The organism is Aquabacterium soli (assembly GCF_003933735.1).
Classification (GTDB): Bacteria; Pseudomonadota; Gammaproteobacteria; order Burkholderiales; family Burkholderiaceae_C; genus Aquabacterium; species Aquabacterium soli.
Genome location: NZ_RSED01000006.1, coordinates 191,610 through 207,202, shown reverse-complemented (window position 1 = coordinate 207,202; position 15,593 = coordinate 191,610). Strand labels below are relative to the sequence as shown.

Here is a 15,593-nt window from a genome sequence, read left to right as displayed (position 1 = left end):
CGATACAGGCAGTGCGGGTAGCACGGGTCAGGAGCAACGGCAAGTGCCCGAGCACGCCATGCCCACAGCCTTTCAGGTCACTGTGCAGCCCGCTGGCTGGCGTTTCAGCGCACCCTCCGGCGTGAGCTTGCTCACGGCCGCACAGGCCGCCGGCATCCGCCTCGCTCGCTCCTGCCGCAACGGCACCTGCCGCGCCTGCCTGTGCCACCTGCGCAGTGGCCAGGTGCGCTACAGCATCGACTGGCCAGGCCTGAGCGCCGATGAAAAAGCCGAGGGCTGCATCCTGCCCTGCGTGGCCCAGCCGCTGAGCGATGTCGTGATCGACGCGCCCGGTGCCACCTTGATTCCAAAGGACCCCGCATGATCATTGACATGGCCGAGACTGGCGCCAGCCGCGCTTATCAATGGCTGGCCTCCACCGTCACGCCCCGGCCGGTGGCCTGGGTGTCCACGCTCTCGCACAGCGGGGAGGGCAACCTGGCGCCCTTCAGCTTCTTCCAGGTGATCACGGGCGATCCGCCCACGGTGATGATCAGCCCGTTGCACCGCGGCGATGGTGGCCTCAAGGACACCGTGCTCAACATCCAGGCCACCGGCGAGTTCGTGATCAGCCTGGTGCCCTTCTCGCTGGTCGATGCGATGAACGAGTGCTCGGCCAGCTACCCGCATGGCGTCAGCGAGTTCGAGCGGGCCGGCGTGGCCCCGGCCGCCAGCACGCGGGTGAAGCCCCCGCGCGTGGCAGCCTCGCCCGTCAGCCTGGAGTGCACGGCCGTGCAATGCCAGCCGTATCCGGCCGATCGGCCCAGTTGCCATGTGATCCTCGGCCGCGTGCTGGCCATGCACATCGACGACGCGGTGCTGGGCGCCGATGGCCGTGTCGACCCGGTGCGGCTGGACCTGGTCTCGCGCATGGGCGGCGACTGGTATGGTCGCACGGCCTCCGACGCCAACTTCACGCTGGGCCGGCCCCAGGGCTGGGACCAGCCCAGGCGCTGATCAGGCCGCGGCCTGCACGGCGTCGCGCCGCACCAGGCGGTTCACGCCCTGGACCAGCGCCTGCATCGCCGCCGACACGATGTGCGCATCACGTCCCGCGCCGAAGGTGGGCGGCGCCTTGCCGATGGCCACCTCGATCAGGGTCAGCGCCGTGGCCTGCGCGCCGGCTGTCTGCGCGTGCTCATGGAAATCGTCCACACGCAGATCACCGTGCAGCAGGCCCGAGCGGTTGAAGGCGTCCACCGCCGCCGACACGGGGCCGTTGCCTTGACCGCGCAGCGTCACCGGGCGGCCCTGGTGGGCCACCTCCAGCACCACATGCGTGCCGTTGGCCCCATCGTCGCTGCGATGGCTGCGCAGAACCCAGGGCTGCTCGGCGCCGCTCGCAGGGGTGATGTACTCGCGCTCGAACAGCGACCACAGCCGGTCGACCGTGAACTCGCCGCCCACTGCATCCGTCTCGCGCTGCACCACCCCGCTGAACTCCACCTGCAGACGGCGGGGCAGGGTGATGCCGTGGTGGTTTTCCAGCAGGAAGGCGATGCCGCCCTTGCCCGACTGGCTGTTGACGCGCACCACCGAGTCGTAGCTGCGGCCCAGGTCGGCCGGGTCGATGGGCAGATAGGGCACTTCCCAGATCCCCTCGGGATCCTGCACGGCGAAGCCCTTCTTGATCGCGTCCTGATGCGAGCCCGAGAACGCCGTGAACACCAGGTCACCCGCATACGGGTGGCGCGGGTGCACAGGCAGCTGCGTGCAATCTTCTGCCACGCGCGCGATCTCGTTGATGCTGGAGAAATCCAGCCCCGGGTGCACGCCCTGGGTGTAGAGGTTGAGCGCCAGCGTCACCAGGTCCACATTGCCCGTGCGCTCGCCATTGCCGAACAGGCAGCCCTCCACGCGCTGGGCGCCGGCCATGACGGCCAACTCGGCGGCGGCCACGGCCGTGCCTCGGTCGTTGTGCGGATGCACGCTCAGGATGATGGCGTCGCGCCGGGTCAGGTGGCGGTGCATCCATTCGATCTGGTCGGCGAACACGTTGGGCGTGGACACCTCCACCGTGGTCGGCAGGTTGATGATCACGGGCTTGTCGGGCGTGCCGCCCCAGGCATCGACCACCGCGTCGCACACCTCGCGGGCGAAGGGCAGTTCGGTGGACATGAAGGTCTCGGGGCTGTACTCGAAGGTCCAGTCCGTGGCGGGTTGCTCGTCGGCGAGCTGGCGCATCAGGCGCGTGGCGCGCACGGCCATGGCCTGCACCTCGGCCTGGTCCATGTTGAAGACGATGCGCCGCCACGAAGGTGCTGTGGCGCTGTACAGGTGCACGATGGCGCGGGGCGCGCCTCGCAGTGATTCGAAGGTGCGGCGGATCAGGTCTTCGCGTGCCTGCGTCAGCACCTCGATGGTCACGTCATCGGGGATCAACCGTTCTTCGATCAGGCGGCGCACGAAGTCGAAGTCCGTCTGCGATGCGGAGGGAAACGCCACCTCGATCTGCTTGAGGCCGATGCCCACCAGCGTCTGGAACATGCGCAGCTTGCGCTCGGCATCCATGGGCTCGAACAGGGCCTGGTTGCCATCGCGCAGGTCGGTGCTCATCCACACCGGCGGGGCGGTGATGGTGCGGTTGGGCCAAGTGCGGTCGGGCAGATCCACTGGCGGGAAGGCGCGGTACTTGGTCGACGGGTCTTTGAGCATCGGGACACCTCTGGAGGGTTGGGTTTTCGGGTTCTGAAAGAGAGGCCCGAAGTGCCTTCCGAGAGGTCCGATCTGCTGGATCGATTTTGTGCGGCGCACAAATGAAAACCCCGGCGGAGGCGACCTCGAGCCGGGGTTGTTGGCCTGACAGGGTGGGTGTCAGGCTATGTGCGCAAGCAATGTGCACTCCCAGCCGAGGGCGGGGTGCCTAGTAGGTTCAGGGCGGTGAACGGGGCTTGCGACAACATGGCTGCAGTATGGGGGCGCGTTGTGGGCGCTGTCAACGCCCAGGGCATTCAGGTTTGTCTCAGCCCGCAACCTGAGCAACGTCAGCAGAACAGATCAGGCGGGGGCCTGGGACGCCTGTTCCTGCTCTTGCAGCACGCGCCAAAGCACCTTGCCAGCGCCAGACTTGGGCAGGTTCTCGGAGAACTGCACAATGCGGGGGTACTTGTAGGCGGCCATCTGGTCTCGCGCCCAGTCGATGATCTCCTGCTCATTCACCTTGCCGCGTGCCTCGGGGCGCAGCACCACCACGGCCTTGACCGTCTCGCCGCGGTAGTCGTCGCGAGCGGAGATGACGCAGGCCTCCTGCACCGCGGGGTGCTTGTACAGCAGCATCTCCACCTCCGAAGGCCAGACCTTGAAGCCGCTCGCATTGATCATGCGCTTGAGGCGATCGGTGATGAAGAAGTAGCCTTCATCGTCGACCCGGCCCAGGTCGCCCGTGCGGAAGAAGCGCTTGCCATCGATCTCGATGAAGGCGGCGGCCGTGGCCTCCGGGTGGCGCCAGTAGCCCTGGAACACCATGGGCCCATGGCTCACGATCTCACCCACCTGCCCGGCAGGCAGCTCCTGCAGCGTGGTCGGGTCGATGATGCGTGAATCGGTGCCGAACATCGGCATGCCCAGGCACTGCAGCTTGGCGCCTTCGGGCGGGTTGGCGTGTGTGGGCGCGGCGGTCTCGGTCAGGCCGTAGCCCTCGCAGAAGGTCAGGCCGAACTCGTCCTTCAGGCGCTGGGCCACGGCCTCGGGCATGGCCGCGCCGCCACCGCTCAGGTAGAACAGGCTGGACAGGTCGAAGTGCTTGTAGTTCGGGCTGTTGAACAGGTCCATGATCATCGTGGGGATGCAGGTCCAGTGTGTGACCTTCATCCTGGAGATCAGGCTGCCCGCCAGCTCGCGGTCCCAGCGCGGCATCAGGGCCACGGTGGCCCCGTTGTAGATGGGGCCCAGCACACCGTAGAGCATGCCGGTGATGTGGAACAGCGGCACCACGCCCAGCACCACGCTGTCGGCCGTGGACTGGCCCCAGAGCCCGCCACCGATGGCGTTGTGCATCAGCGAACGGTGTGTGTGCATGCAGCCCTTGGGCAGGCCGGTGGTGCCCGAGGTGTAGGGCAGCAGGGCCAGGTCATCGGGGTGGCCCAGGTAGGGCGCGGGCGCATGGTTCAGTGCCAGGGCATCCGTCCAGCGCGTGAAGCCCTCGGGCAGCGGGTGCTCGGCGCGCAGCCACTGCATGAGCGGGGCCGGGGCGTTCAGGCTGGCATCGTCCTGGCCCTCGGGCGGCATCTGATCAGCGTAGCGCGACACCACCACGTGACGCAGGCGCTCATTGGCCGGCACGCCCTGGTTGGCCTCGTGCACGATCCCGGCCAGATCGGCCGTGCAGACCGCCACGCGGGCCTGCGCATCGGTGATGTAGTGCTTGAACTCCTCGGCCTTGTTCATCGGGTTCACGGGCACCACCACGGCCTGGGCGCGCAGGATGGCGTGGTAGCCGATCACGTACTGCGGGCAGTTCTGCGTGTACAGCAGCACACGGTCACCGGGGCGCACGCCGGCCTCGTGCTGCAGCCACCCGGCCAGCGCCTCGGCGCGCCGCTTGAGCTCGCCGTAGGTGATCGCCTGGCCCATGAACAGGTAGGCCACCTTGTCCGGATAACGGGCGGCCGACACCTCCAGGTTGTGCCACAGCGTGGCCTCGGGCACGGTGATGCTCAGTGGCAGCCGTGCGGGCCAGTGGGCCAGGTGCGGCGCGTTGGGGTTGGGGTGGGCGGGGCGGAATTGCAGTGCGTCAGACATGGTGTGTGGGTCGGCTTTGGAGGGTGTCGAAGAGCATCTTCATCCGTTGCATTTCTGATGTAACGGTTTAACCCTTCCGGTCGTTCGCGCGTATCCGGATCGTCCCTGTGTCAAAGCGGTGCATTCCATGGGGTGGAACAGCTTTTGTGCGCCATCTCACGGTTCGGTGCCCGCGCCTATCATTCGCCCATGAATGATGACAACCGCCCCGCCCCGCCCCTGCCGCCGCTGCGCCCGGGCCTGTACCGCCATTACAAGGGCCGGCTGTACCAGGCCTATGGCGTGGCCCGCCACAGCGAGACCTTCGAACCCGTGGTGGTCTACCGCCCCTTGTATGGCGAAGGCGCCCTGTGGGTGCGGCCTTACGAGATGTTCATGGGCATGGTCGAGCTGGATGGCCGCACCTGTCCGCGGTTCGCCTGGGAGGCCGATGCGCCCCTGGCTTCCGATGCCGGCCACCTTGGCTGAATCGGCACAGCCCTGGCCGCCCATGCCCAGCCGCTTCTGATGCAATGGGCACCATGACGAGATCCGAACGTTCTGCATGTTCCGAAAGGACCCCGACGTGAGCGCCAAACAGAAATTGCTGTGCCTGCTCTATGCCCTGATCGCGCTGCTGGCGCTGGTCGGTACCTGGGGCCATGCGCTCAGCTACCTGCCGCTGGGCATCGTGCAGGCCAATGTGCGTTTCTGGCAGGACACCCTGGTCAACCCGGCCAGCCGCTTCCTGGGTGTCGACCTCATCGTGCTGTGCATGGCCGTGTGGCTGTGGATGCTGAGCGAGGCGCGCAGCCTGGGCCTGCGCGGCGTGTGGTGGTACATCCTGGGCTCGATCCTGATCGGCGTGAGCACCTTCGTGCCGTTGTTCCTGGTCCACCGCGAGGTGGTTCGCGCCCGCCGCAGCGAAGGCCGCGAAGGCGCGGGCCTGGCCTTTGGCGATTGGCTCGGCATGGCCGTGGTGCTGGTGGTGGCCCTGGGCTACACCGCACTCTCATTTGGCCTGGCGGTGCCGGGCCTGCCTCCGGGTTTCTAGAACCCACCCCCATTCTTTTCCTGAGCCGACGCGCCGGTGCCTCCTGGGCCTGGCCGGTGGATCGGCTCGTCCCTGCGCGGCCCCGTGGTCGTGCGGCCACCTTCAACCGGAGACGCCCATGAGCAGCACCCACGACCAACGCCCTATCCAGCCCCGAGAAAAGCTGGAATTCCGCCTGGACAGCGGCATTCCACGCTTCTGGAACGGGGGAGATCCGTTCAAGACACGCCTGTTCGACGCCATGTCCATCACCTTCCCTGTGGGAGAGCGCTACTTCATCACCACGGTGCGCAACTACCGCGAGCAGATCACCGATCCGCACCTGCAGGACGAGGCACGGGATTTCATCCGCCAGGAGGCCCAGCACGGCATGGTGCACATCCAGTTCAACAAGCTGCTGGAAAAGCAGGGCATCAACGTGCCGTGGATGGAGCGCATGCTCGATGCCAAGTTCCGGTGGCAGCTCAAGTGGTGGCCCAAGTCCTTCAACCTCGCCTACACGGCGGCGGCCGAGCACCTCACGGCCATGATGTGCACCACCTTCATGGAGCGCCGCGAGATCGTCGAGCCTTTCGATCCCCGCGTGCGCGCCATGTACGCCTGGCATTCCATCGAAGAGGTCGAGCACAAGGCGGTGGCCTTCGATGTGCTGCAGAAGGTGGCCAAGGTGGGCTACCTGCAGCGTGTGCTGGGCCTGGTGTACTTCAGCATCGAGTACCCCATCGGTGTCATGTGGACCATGAACCAGATGTTCAAGGCCGATGGATTCGGCTTCTTCAAGCGCCTGGGCCTGTGGACCAAGGGCCTGTGGTGGATGTACAAGCCGGGCGGCGTGTTCCTGCCGGCGCTGGGCTATTACCTCACGTACTACAAGCCTGGCTTCCACCCCTGGCAGCACAAGGAGATGAACGCCTACGAGGCCTGGACACAGGCCTTCGATCGAACGGGCGATCCGATTGCAGCGTCCGATGCGTTGAACGTGCTCGCGCGCTGAGGTGCTAGGGGCCCTGAGGCCCGGGTCTTCAGGCCTGGGGCTCGGGTGCGGCGTCCGTCAGCGGCAGCCCGGCGGCACGCAGTTCCAGCGGCGTGCGCCCGGTCGCGCGGCGGAACGCGCGTGAGAAGCTCGACGCATCGGCGAAGCCCACCTGGCGCGCCACTTCCTGCACCGGTCGCTTGCTGTTGAGCAGCAGGCGCTCGGCATGCTCGATGCGCAGTTGCTCGACGATGCGCGACATCGAAGTGCCTTCATCCTGCAGGTGCCGGCTCAATGAACGCGGTGACATCGCCAGCACATCGGCCACGCGCGAGACCTGGGGCAGGGCGCCTCGCCTCAGCCCGTCGCCGACCACCTGGCGCACGCGCTGCGTGATCGGCGTGGGACGCCGCATGCTGCCCTCGGGCGCCTGGCGACGCAGCAGCGCCTCCAGGCTGTCGCGGGTGGCACGGTTGCCGGTGGTCATGGGCGTGCGCAGCGCCTCGGCCGAGATGGTGAAGCCCAGGTAGGGCGCATTGAAGCGCACGGGGGCGCCGAAGAAGCGTTCGTAAGCTGCCTGCTGATCGGGCTCGCATGGTGCATGCGGGAAGCACACGTCCACCACTGGTTTTTCCAGCGTGGTGTAAGGCGCCACGTTGCGGAAGGTGCCCACCACCAGCTCGGCCAGCCCTTCGTTGAAGGGCGAGAAATCGGCCACCTGCTCGATCACGACGGTGGCGCCGCCGCCGGGCAGGTTTTCGCGGCGCATGCTGAACACCGGCATCACCAGCGCGTGGTACTGCAGCGCCATGTCCAGGGCCTCGCCCAGCGTGGCCGAGGCGATGCTCAGCATGCCCACCACACCGTGCGCCGTCAGCGGGAAGTGCGCCAGCACCTGCAGCGAGGTGGGCATGCCCGGCAGGCAGTGCTCCCGGCTGATCTGCATCACCATCTGCAACTGGTGCCCGTCGATCATGGCAGGCTGCGGCGCAGTGGCGTCATTCTGCGGCGGCAGGCCACAGCGTCGGCGCACGCTGGCCACGTCGCCGCCACGCGCGCGCACCAGCGATTCGGTGATCTCGACGTACTGGACAGGGAAGTGCAGGGCTTGCAGTTGCCGGTGGAGGCTGGGGTTCATGGTGACCGCGGGGCAGTGTGCTGCATTGTGCGCACCCCGGGCGCGTCTGACCATCCCGGTCATCCATGACCGCACCAGCCCCCAATGACAGGCCCTGTTCAGGGGGCGTGTCGCCGCCGCTTCCGTACTGTCATGTGCGGCGCTTGTCAGCGGCTCAGCGCGCGTCCAGGCAGCGGCGGATGGCGGTGTTCAGTTCGTGGCTCAGGAAGGGCTTGCGCAGCAGGTGCGCGTTGCCGATCTCGGCGTCGATGACATCTCGTTGCGCATGGGCGCTGATGAACAGGATGGGCAGATCGGGCGTCTGGCGGCGGGCTTCCTTGGCCACGACCAGGCCGCTGATACCGGGCATGGCGATGTCCAGCACCAGCACATCGGGCACGCGTTGCTGGATCAGGTCCAGGGCCTCGCGGCCAGATGCGGCGGGCGTGACATGGTAGGACGCGTCGCTCAGCATCTGCGAGACGGTGTTGCGCACGTCGTCGTCGTCGTCCACCAGCAGCACATGCTCACCGGCGCCGGGCACATCGTGCCCGGAATCCAGGAAGCGCGGCAGCGTGGCCACGGCGGCATCAGGCGCGCCGGCGGCCAGCCACAGAGACACGCAGGTGCCCTGGCCGGGCGCCGATTCGATGCGGGCCGCGCCTTGCGATTGATGCGTGAAATTGATCACCTGCGCCAGTCCCAGGCCGGTGCCGCGCCCCGCGGGCTTGGTGGTGAAGAAGGGGTCGAAGGCGCGGGCCACCACCTCGGGCGGCATGCCGGTGCCCGAGTCCTTCACCGAGACGACCACATAGCGGCCGGCCGGCAGCTCGCCTTCGGGCGCTTCGAGCGTCTCCTCGCGCACCTGGATGTCGATGTGCCCGCCGCCCGGCATGGCGTCACGTGCGTTGATCACGAGGTTCAGCAAGGCCAGCTCGAACTGGCTCAGATCGACCAGGGCGACGAGGCGCTGGCTGCCTTCGGGTGGCATGGTCAGCTGGGTGGAGGGGCCCACGCTGTGGGCCAGCCACTCCTGCATGCCGGCCAGCGTGGCGTGCACGTCCAGCATGGTCACGGCCGCCTCGCCCTGGCGCGAGAAGGTCAGCACGCGGGCCGTGAGCCGCTTGCCGCGGTCGGCCGCCTTCACGGCCTTGTCGGCCAGGTCGCGGATCTGCTGGTCACTGGAGCGGCGCTTGATGAGGTACAGGTAGCCCATCAACGACGCCAGGATGTTGTTGAAATCGTGGGCCATGGTGCTGGCCAGTTGGCCCACGGCTTCCATCTTCTGGGCCTGCACCAGCGCGGCCTCGGCCCGTTCACGCTGCTCGATCTGCTCGCGCAGGCGCAGGTTGGCATCGTTCAGGTCACGCGTTCGATCTTCGATGCGGTGTTCCAGCGTGGCATTGAGCTGGCGCATGGACTCCTCGGCCGCGCGCAGGCGCAGCAAGGCCTTGACGGAGGCCACCAGCTCATCGGGGTCGATGGGCTGGATCAGGTAGGCATCGGCGCCGCCTTCCAGGCCGCGTATGCGGTCGCTCGAACTGGTGAAGGTGGCCGAGGTTTGCAGCACCACGGTGCTGGGCCAGCGGGCCTTGATGATGCGGCACACCTCGATGCCGTTGATGTCGGGCAGGCGCACATCCAGCAGCACCAGGGCCGGGCGCAGCGATTCGACCAGTTCCAGCCCCTGGCCCCCCGTGCCTGCATCCACCACCGTGAAGCCCGCATGGGTGAGCGTGCGGTTCTTCGTGTAGCGCGCCACTTCCGTGTCGTCCACATTGAGGATGGTGGGGGGGGCGCCGGTGTTGGGCATCAACCGCTCCTTGCTTGGTGGTCTCGTGTCACGGATTGAATGAGCGCCGTCAGGCCGTCGCGGGACACGTCCTGCTTGAGCACGATGGCATGGGCGCCGGCCAGCAATCGCTTTTGCTCGATAGACAGCAATTGTGAAGTACACACCACCACGGGGATGTTCGCCAGTTCAGGGCTTTTCGCCAGCCGCTCCAGCACGCCGAAGCCGTCCAGCTGCGGCATGGCCAGATCGAGGAAGATCATCGCGGGACGATGCTCGGCGACCGACTGCAAGGCCGAGAGCCCATCCGGAGCCTCCTGCACCTCGTAGCCTGCGTCCTGTGCGATGTGGCGCAGCACATAGCGGAAGGCTTCTTCATCGTCCACCACCAGCACATGGCCGGTGCGCCCATCCTCACCCTTGTCGGGCTGCGGGCTCAGCACCTGGCCGAATCTCACGGGCAGGATCAGCTCGAAGGTGGATCCCTGGCCTGGCAGGCTGGTGGCCCGCACCTCGCCGCCCATCAGCAGGGCCAGGCGGCGTGCGAGCGGCAAGCCCAGGCCGGTGCCGCCCTGTTGCAGCCGCCCATCCACCTGCGAGAACTCCTCGAAGATGCGGGCGATGTCCTGTGGCGCGATCCCGATGCCCGAATCGCTCACCGAGAACACGATGGTCTGGCGGGCCGGATCGTGCCGGGCTTCGACCAGCACATGGCCCTGCTCGGTGAACTTCAGCGCATTGGCGATGAAGTTGCGCAGGATCTGGATCACCTTCTGCTCATCGGCCAGCATCAGCGGCAACTGGGGCGTGTGGCCGAACAGCAGATCCACCGCCGGGTTGGTGAGCAAGGGGCGCAAGGTGCCGCGCAGCGAGGCGAAGATGCTGTCCACGCTGAACTCCACCGGCTTCACATCCACCTTGCCGGCCTCCACCTTGGCCAGGTCCAGCAGGTCGTTGACCATGTCCAGCAGGCTCTGGGCCGATTTGCGGATGTACTGCACCTGTCGCTCCTGCTCCGCGTTCAGGTCGCCGTCCACGCGGTCCACCAGCAGGCGGGCCAAGGCCAGGATCGAGTTCAACGGTGTGCGGAACTCATGGCTCATGTGGGACAGGAAGCGCGACTTGGTATCGCTCACGCCGCGCAGTTGCTCGGCTTTCTCTTCCAGTTCGGAGTACAGGGCCACCACGCCGCGGTTGGTTTCTTCCAGCTCCAGGTTCAGTCGTGCCGTTTCGGCCTGGCGGTCCTGCAGATCATTCAGGCTTTCGATGATCTCGCGGTTTTGATCCTGCAGGGCGGTGATGGGGTCTGCGCCCGCATGGCTCGAAAGCAGTTGCGCGATGGCCTGCTGGGCCTCCCGTGTGAGCCGCAGCAGCGCGCCCTGGGGCAGGCGTTGCGCCAGGCGCACCATGGTGCCCCCGGGAGCGCTCTGGATGTCGAACTGGTCCACCAGGCGACGCGCGCTCGGCAGGCCCTTGCCTCGGCCCGGCGCAAAGACCTTGCGCCCCTCCAGCACGTCGTGCAGATCGTCGATGCCGGGCCCATCATCGGAGACCACCACCATGAAGGTGTGGGCTGGCGCATTGCCATCGATGACGAACTCGGCCCGGGCCTTGCCTGCATAGGTGAAGGCATTGCGGGTGATCTCGGAGACGGCCGTGGCCATGCGTGTCTGGCTCTGGCGGTCCAGTCCCAGGATCTCGGCCGCCTTTCGGGCGTGCAGGCGCGCGGCGACCACGTCCTCCGCGGACACGAGGTGCATGGTGCCCAGGCTGATGTGTTTGATGGGCGCGCTGGTCATGGTCGGCCTGTCCCGCACACCACCACCGTGGCGTCGTCCCGGCCCCGGTTGAAATCCCTGTACAGGGCGCCTGCCATCAGCATGGGGTGGCGCCACAGCAGCGGCGTGTAACGTTCACCTGACCAGCCCGTGCCGATGCCGTCGGAATGCATCACCATCAGCGCGTTGTCGGGGCAGGGGTACTCGAAAGACTGCACCTTGCGTGCGTTGTGCCCTGCCGTGCCATTGAGCGAGACCATGCGGCGGGTCTGGCCCGAGGGCAGCAGCAGTGCCCCGGCGATGTTGCCCAGGCCGGCGAAAGTCACCGTGGCGCTGGCCCAGTCGATGCGGGCGGCGGCGATGGCGCCGCCCCGCGTGTGCCGGATGCCCTGGTGCACGGCCTCCACGATCTCGGTGGGCGGTGCGTCCGCATGGCGGCGGAACACGGCCAGCGCCGCGTTGGCGGCGAGGGCAGCCTCCGTGCCATGGCCCAGGCCATCGACCACGAACACGGTCCGGCCGGCGGCATCTCCATGCCAGTCCCAGCCGTCGCCGCACACGTCCTCACCCGGCATCGGGGTCTGCACGGCCCACACGCCGGCATTGCGCAATACCGGTGGGCGTGGAATGTTCTGGGCCAGGCCGCCTGGCCCATCGCCCTCGGCGGACACCAGCCGGGCCCAGGCCACCGTGCCACCGCCGGGCCACGAGCCCACGTCCAGCGACTGCGCCAGCCGCTGTACCGCGCCCAGGCCCTGACCACGGGTGCCTGCGGTCGAGTAGCCATCGGCCATGCAGGCCTGCACATCGGCCATGCCGGCGCCGCTGTCCAGGGCCAGCAGATCCAGGGTGCGGTTGCCCGCACCCACGAGCAGGCGGCCACCGCCACCGTGCTTGATCAGGTTGGATGACAGCTCGGTGGCCACCAGCGAGGCCTGGCCGATGGCCACCTCTCCAAAGCCCGCCTCGACGGCAGCGGCGGCGGCGCGTCTGCGCGCCTCCGCCACCTGACTGGGATCGGACACGAGCACTTCGAACATGGGGCCTTGTTGTTGGGGGACTATTTCCAGCGTGCCAGGGTGATGCGTGTCCCCTTGCCTGGGCTGGATTCAATGGCGAACTCGCTGGACAGGCGCTTGGCCCCGCCCAGGCCCAGGCCCATGCCTTTGCCGGTGGTGAAGCCATCACGCAGGGCCGCGTCGATGTCCTTGATGCCCGGGCCTTCATCGATGAAGACCAGGCGCAGGCCGCGGCGCGGCAGCATCAGGGCCTCCAGTTCGACATGCCCGCCACCGCCGTAATCCAGCGTGTTGCGTGCCAGCTCGCTGGCGGCGGTGATGATCTTGGTCTGGTCCACCAGGCCCAGCCCGACCTGCACGGCCAATGTGCGCACCTTCTGGCGCACGCGCACCACGTCTTCCGAGCTGCGGATGTCCTGGGTTTCAATCACCGGCGTCTTCTTCGTCGCCGTCGTCGTCGGCGTCGGTGTGGCCAAAAGAAGTGCGCTGGCTGATCAATGCCATGCCGCGGTCCACATCGAGCGCCGTCTTGACACCGCCCAGCGACAGGCCCAGTTCCACCAGGGTGATGGCGACGGCCGGGCGCATGCCCACCACCACCGTGTCCGCATCCAGGATGCGCGAGACAGCGGCGATGTTGTCCAGCATGCGGCCGATGAAGCTGTCCACGATGTCCAGCGCGGAGATGTCGATCAGCACGCCGCGCGCGCCAGTCGACACGATCATGTTGGTCAGGTCTTCTTCAAGCGCGGTGGCCAACTGGTCGTGCATGTCGACCTGGATGGTGACCAGCAGCGCCTTGCCCAGTTTGAGGATAGGGATGCGATCCACGTTGCGAGGCTCCTGTGCCTTTCGTTGTTATTCGGCGGAGGGCGAACCCAGCGCCGCGTTGCGCACCTTGGTCACGGTGCGACCCTGGCGTGCCAGGGCCAGGCGGAAGGCGTCGGCCAGGGTGGCCTTGGACACCACGGACAGCTCCACGCCCAGGTGCACCATGGTCTGCGCGATCTGCGGGCGGATGCCGCTGATGATGCAGTCGGCGCCCATCAGGCGCGCGGCCGCGATGGTCTTGAGCAGATGCTGGGCGGTGAGCGTGTCCACCGTGGGCACGCCGGTGATGTCGATGATGGCGATCTCGGCACTCTGCGTGACGATGGATTCCAGCAGGTTCTCCATCACCACCTGGGTGCGCTCGCTGTCCAGCGTGCCGATCAGGGGCAGGGCGAGGATGCCGGTCCACAGCTTGATCACAGGGGTGGACAGCTCGGAGATTTCCTGCTGCTGGCGCACGATCAGGGATTCGCGGCTGCGTTGGTAGGCCTCCACCACGAACAGGCCCAGGCGGTCGAGCAGCAGGCCGATGGCCCAGTTGGTTTCCAGGGAGGCGGCAGCATTCTCTTTGCTGTGGCGCTGGAACACATCGAACAGCGGCTGCTTCAGCGAGAACACGAACAGGGCGGTCTCGCGCGGCGAAAAGCCCTGCTCTGCCCGGCTGCCAGAAATCTCGGTCAGCAGATCGCGCACGCCGCCGAAGGCAGCTTCGTCGGTGTTGGTGGCGCCGCTGTCCAGGGCCAGGCGCAGGGCTGCCAGGAAGCTCTTGCATTGGCTGTTCAGTTCTGTCTCGCGGATGCGGCCGCTGTGAAGGGCGCCGTCGTCCTTCAGGCGCTGAGACCATTCGGCCAGGATTTCGGGCTCGTGAGCCGCGAACAGTTTGGATACGACCTGGCTTCCAGCCTTGACCATGGGATGTGCTCCTAGTAGAGCAACCATTCTAGGCGTGTAAACACACACGCCCCGCAGGTTTCGATGCGCACACCAAGACGTAACTTCATGATTCTTGTTGGCGCATCTCACGATTCGCTGCTATGATGGTTGATAGTGCTGCAGCTCCGCTTACCTCCGCAGCACGTTGTCGACTTGCTCGCCCACCAGGCAGAGCATTCTCAGCAGGGCGATCCGACACGAGATCGCCCCCTCCCAGGCAAGCGTTGTCTGGCTCGACGCCCGCACTCTTGACGCAGTTGCAGGTGGCGTCTTTTCTGGTTCAACGGTGGGTTGTTTACACCCCCTCGTTGCTGACACACCCATGCTCCGCATGGCTGCACATATCTCTTGAACATTCTCCCTGCACACACGCGCGCCCTCGGCAAGTTCGTCTTCTCCGCCTTCAGTCAGCAAACTGATTGCGGTCAGCATCAGGCCTCTTTGTCGATCCGCAGTGGCCGCGGCCGCGGCACCCATGACCGGGTGTTTCGCTTTGTCCCGCTGTTCACAACTCCCCAGGCTGCCATTCACTACGCATTGGCACAGGGCGAGGGTTGTCTCCATCTTTCGGGCTTGTCGGCCTGATCCCCACAATTCGATCAACGCAACCAAGGTACGCCGTGGCGAAAGAAGAACTCATTGAAATGCGTGGTCAGGTGGACGAAGTCCTGCCTGATTCGCGCTTCCGCGTGACGCTGGAAAACGGCCACACGCTGATCGCCTACACCGGCGGAAAGATGCGCAAGCACCACATCCGAATCCTGGCGGGCGACAAAGTTTCGCTCGAACTGTCTCCCTACGACCTCACCAAAGGCCGCATCACCTTCCGGCATCTCGAGCCGCGCAGCGGTGGTGGCGGCGCACCGGCTCGTCGCCGGTTCTGATGCCTGGTATCCCCAGGCCCTGGTTTTCGCTTTTCTCAACGCCGCGCATTCATTGTTTTTACGCGGTATCTACCTGAAAGTTTCCTCATGGAAAACAAACTCTACGTCGGCAATCTGTCTTACTCCACCCGTGACGACGATCTGCAGCAGCAGTTCTCGCAATACGGCCAAGTGTCTTCGGCCAAGGTCATGATGGACCGCGACACCGGTCGCTCCAAGGGCTTCGCCTTCGTCGAAATGGGCTCGGCTGCTGACGCTCAAAGCGCCATCCAAGGCCTGAACGGCCAAACCGTTGACGGCCGTGCCCTGGTCGTGAACCTGGCCCGTCCCCGTGAAGAGCGCTCGGGTGGTTTCGGTGGCGGCGGTGGCGGCTACCGTGGTGGTAACAACCGCGGCGGTTATTGATAACTGTCACCGGGTTGAAGGTGGATCCCTCTTGACCTTCCGTCAAGAT

17 protein-coding genes are annotated in these 15,593 nt (G+C 66.5%); 8 read left to right on the top strand and 9 right to left on the bottom strand.

What is annotated here, in order from left to right; genetic code table 11:
* Positions 1-58 precede the first annotated feature (58 nt).
* Together EIP75_RS09565 and EIP75_RS09560 are read left to right on the top strand one after the other, a co-directional pair.
* Positions 59-364 carry a 2Fe-2S iron-sulfur cluster-binding protein gene (locus EIP75_RS09565; RefSeq protein WP_125243031.1) on the top strand — a complete coding sequence of 102 codons (306 nt, stop codon included), beginning with the start codon at positions 59-61 and terminating at the stop codon, positions 362-364.
* The gene (locus EIP75_RS09560) at positions 361-996 is read left to right on the top strand and encodes a flavin reductase family protein (RefSeq protein WP_125243030.1); all 636 of its coding nucleotides are present in this window, start codon (positions 361-363) and stop codon (positions 994-996) included. The genes EIP75_RS09565 and EIP75_RS09560 overlap by 4 nt, the downstream gene beginning before the upstream one ends.
* Here the strand turns inward: EIP75_RS09560 and leuA are convergent, their stop codons facing one another.
* Both leuA and EIP75_RS09550 read right to left on the bottom strand, forming a co-directional pair.
* Complete coding sequence (gene leuA / locus EIP75_RS09555) at positions 997-2,694, bottom strand: 2-isopropylmalate synthase (RefSeq protein WP_125243029.1); 1,698 nt, start codon at positions 2,692-2,694, stop codon at positions 997-999.
* Positions 2,695-3,036: 342 nt separating this feature from the next.
* Entirely contained in the window at positions 3,037-4,779 is a 1,743-nt protein-coding gene (locus tag EIP75_RS09550; protein ID WP_125243028.1) for a long-chain fatty acid--CoA ligase, read from the bottom strand.
* 189 nt (positions 4,780-4,968) lie between these two features.
* On the opposite strand from EIP75_RS09550, the gene EIP75_RS09545 reads away from it, so the two are divergent.
* The 3 genes from EIP75_RS09545 to EIP75_RS09535 all read left to right on the top strand — a co-directional run bounded on the left by EIP75_RS09545 (position 4,969) and on the right by EIP75_RS09535 (position 6,806).
* Entirely contained in the window at positions 4,969-5,247 is a 279-nt protein-coding gene (locus EIP75_RS09545) for a DUF1653 domain-containing protein (protein WP_125243027.1), read from the top strand.
* Between the two features lie 97 nt (positions 5,248-5,344).
* The gene (locus EIP75_RS09540) at positions 5,345-5,812 is read left to right on the top strand and encodes a DUF2834 domain-containing protein (protein ID WP_125243026.1); all 468 of its coding nucleotides are present in this window, start codon (positions 5,345-5,347) and stop codon (positions 5,810-5,812) included.
* A gap of 118 nt (positions 5,813-5,930) precedes the next feature.
* A complete protein-coding gene (locus EIP75_RS09535) occupies positions 5,931-6,806 on the top strand; it encodes a metal-dependent hydrolase (RefSeq protein ID WP_125243025.1) in 876 nt (291 codons plus the stop codon).
* A gap of 28 nt (positions 6,807-6,834) precedes the next feature.
* Here the strand turns inward: EIP75_RS09535 and EIP75_RS09530 are convergent, their stop codons facing one another.
* The 7 genes from EIP75_RS09530 to EIP75_RS09500 all read right to left on the bottom strand — a co-directional run bounded on the left by EIP75_RS09530 (position 6,835) and on the right by EIP75_RS09500 (position 14,234).
* Positions 6,835-7,923 carry an AraC family transcriptional regulator gene (locus EIP75_RS09530; protein WP_158622793.1) on the bottom strand — a complete coding sequence of 363 codons (1,089 nt, stop codon included), beginning with the start codon at positions 7,921-7,923 and terminating at the stop codon, positions 6,835-6,837.
* A gap of 154 nt (positions 7,924-8,077) precedes the next feature.
* A complete protein-coding gene (locus EIP75_RS09525) occupies positions 8,078-9,715 on the bottom strand; it encodes a response regulator (protein ID WP_125243023.1) in 1,638 nt (545 codons plus the stop codon).
* Positions 9,715-11,493: an ATP-binding response regulator gene (locus EIP75_RS09520; protein WP_125243022.1), complete on the bottom strand. Its 1,779-nt coding sequence runs from the start codon at positions 11,491-11,493 to the stop codon at positions 9,715-9,717. Before EIP75_RS09520 ends, EIP75_RS09525 begins: the two co-directional genes overlap by 1 nt.
* The gene (locus EIP75_RS09515) at positions 11,490-12,512 is read right to left on the bottom strand and encodes a SpoIIE family protein phosphatase (RefSeq protein WP_125243021.1); all 1,023 of its coding nucleotides are present in this window, start codon (positions 12,510-12,512) and stop codon (positions 11,490-11,492) included. Before EIP75_RS09515 ends, EIP75_RS09520 begins: the two co-directional genes overlap by 4 nt.
* Before the next feature lie 20 nt (positions 12,513-12,532).
* Positions 12,533-12,922 carry an anti-sigma regulatory factor gene (locus tag EIP75_RS09510; RefSeq protein ID WP_199758542.1) on the bottom strand — a complete coding sequence of 130 codons (390 nt, stop codon included), beginning with the start codon at positions 12,920-12,922 and terminating at the stop codon, positions 12,533-12,535.
* Positions 12,915-13,322: an STAS domain-containing protein gene (locus EIP75_RS09505; RefSeq protein WP_125243019.1), complete on the bottom strand. Its 408-nt coding sequence runs from the start codon at positions 13,320-13,322 to the stop codon at positions 12,915-12,917. Before EIP75_RS09505 ends, EIP75_RS09510 begins: the two co-directional genes overlap by 8 nt.
* A 27-nt stretch (positions 13,323-13,349) precedes the next feature.
* Entirely contained in the window at positions 13,350-14,234 is an 885-nt protein-coding gene (locus tag EIP75_RS09500) for an STAS domain-containing protein (RefSeq protein WP_125243018.1), read from the bottom strand.
* A 369-nt stretch (positions 14,235-14,603) separates the two neighbouring features.
* On the opposite strand from EIP75_RS09500, the gene EIP75_RS09495 reads away from it, so the two are divergent.
* The 3 genes from EIP75_RS09495 (at position 14,604) to rbp (ending at position 15,544) form a co-directional block, all read left to right on the top strand.
* Positions 14,604-14,840, top strand: a complete 237-nt coding sequence (locus EIP75_RS09495) for a hypothetical protein (RefSeq protein ID WP_125243017.1) — start codon at positions 14,604-14,606, stop codon at positions 14,838-14,840.
* A gap of 35 nt (positions 14,841-14,875) precedes the next feature.
* A complete protein-coding gene (gene infA, locus EIP75_RS09490; RefSeq protein ID WP_125243016.1) occupies positions 14,876-15,139 on the top strand; it encodes a translation initiation factor IF-1 in 264 nt (87 codons plus the stop codon).
* 87 nt (positions 15,140-15,226) lie between these two features.
* Positions 15,227-15,544 (top strand): RNA-binding regulator, encoded by a 318-nt coding sequence (rbp, locus tag EIP75_RS09485; RefSeq protein WP_125243015.1) that lies wholly within the window; start codon positions 15,227-15,229, stop codon positions 15,542-15,544.
* The last annotated feature ends 49 nt before the right edge of the window (positions 15,545-15,593 follow it).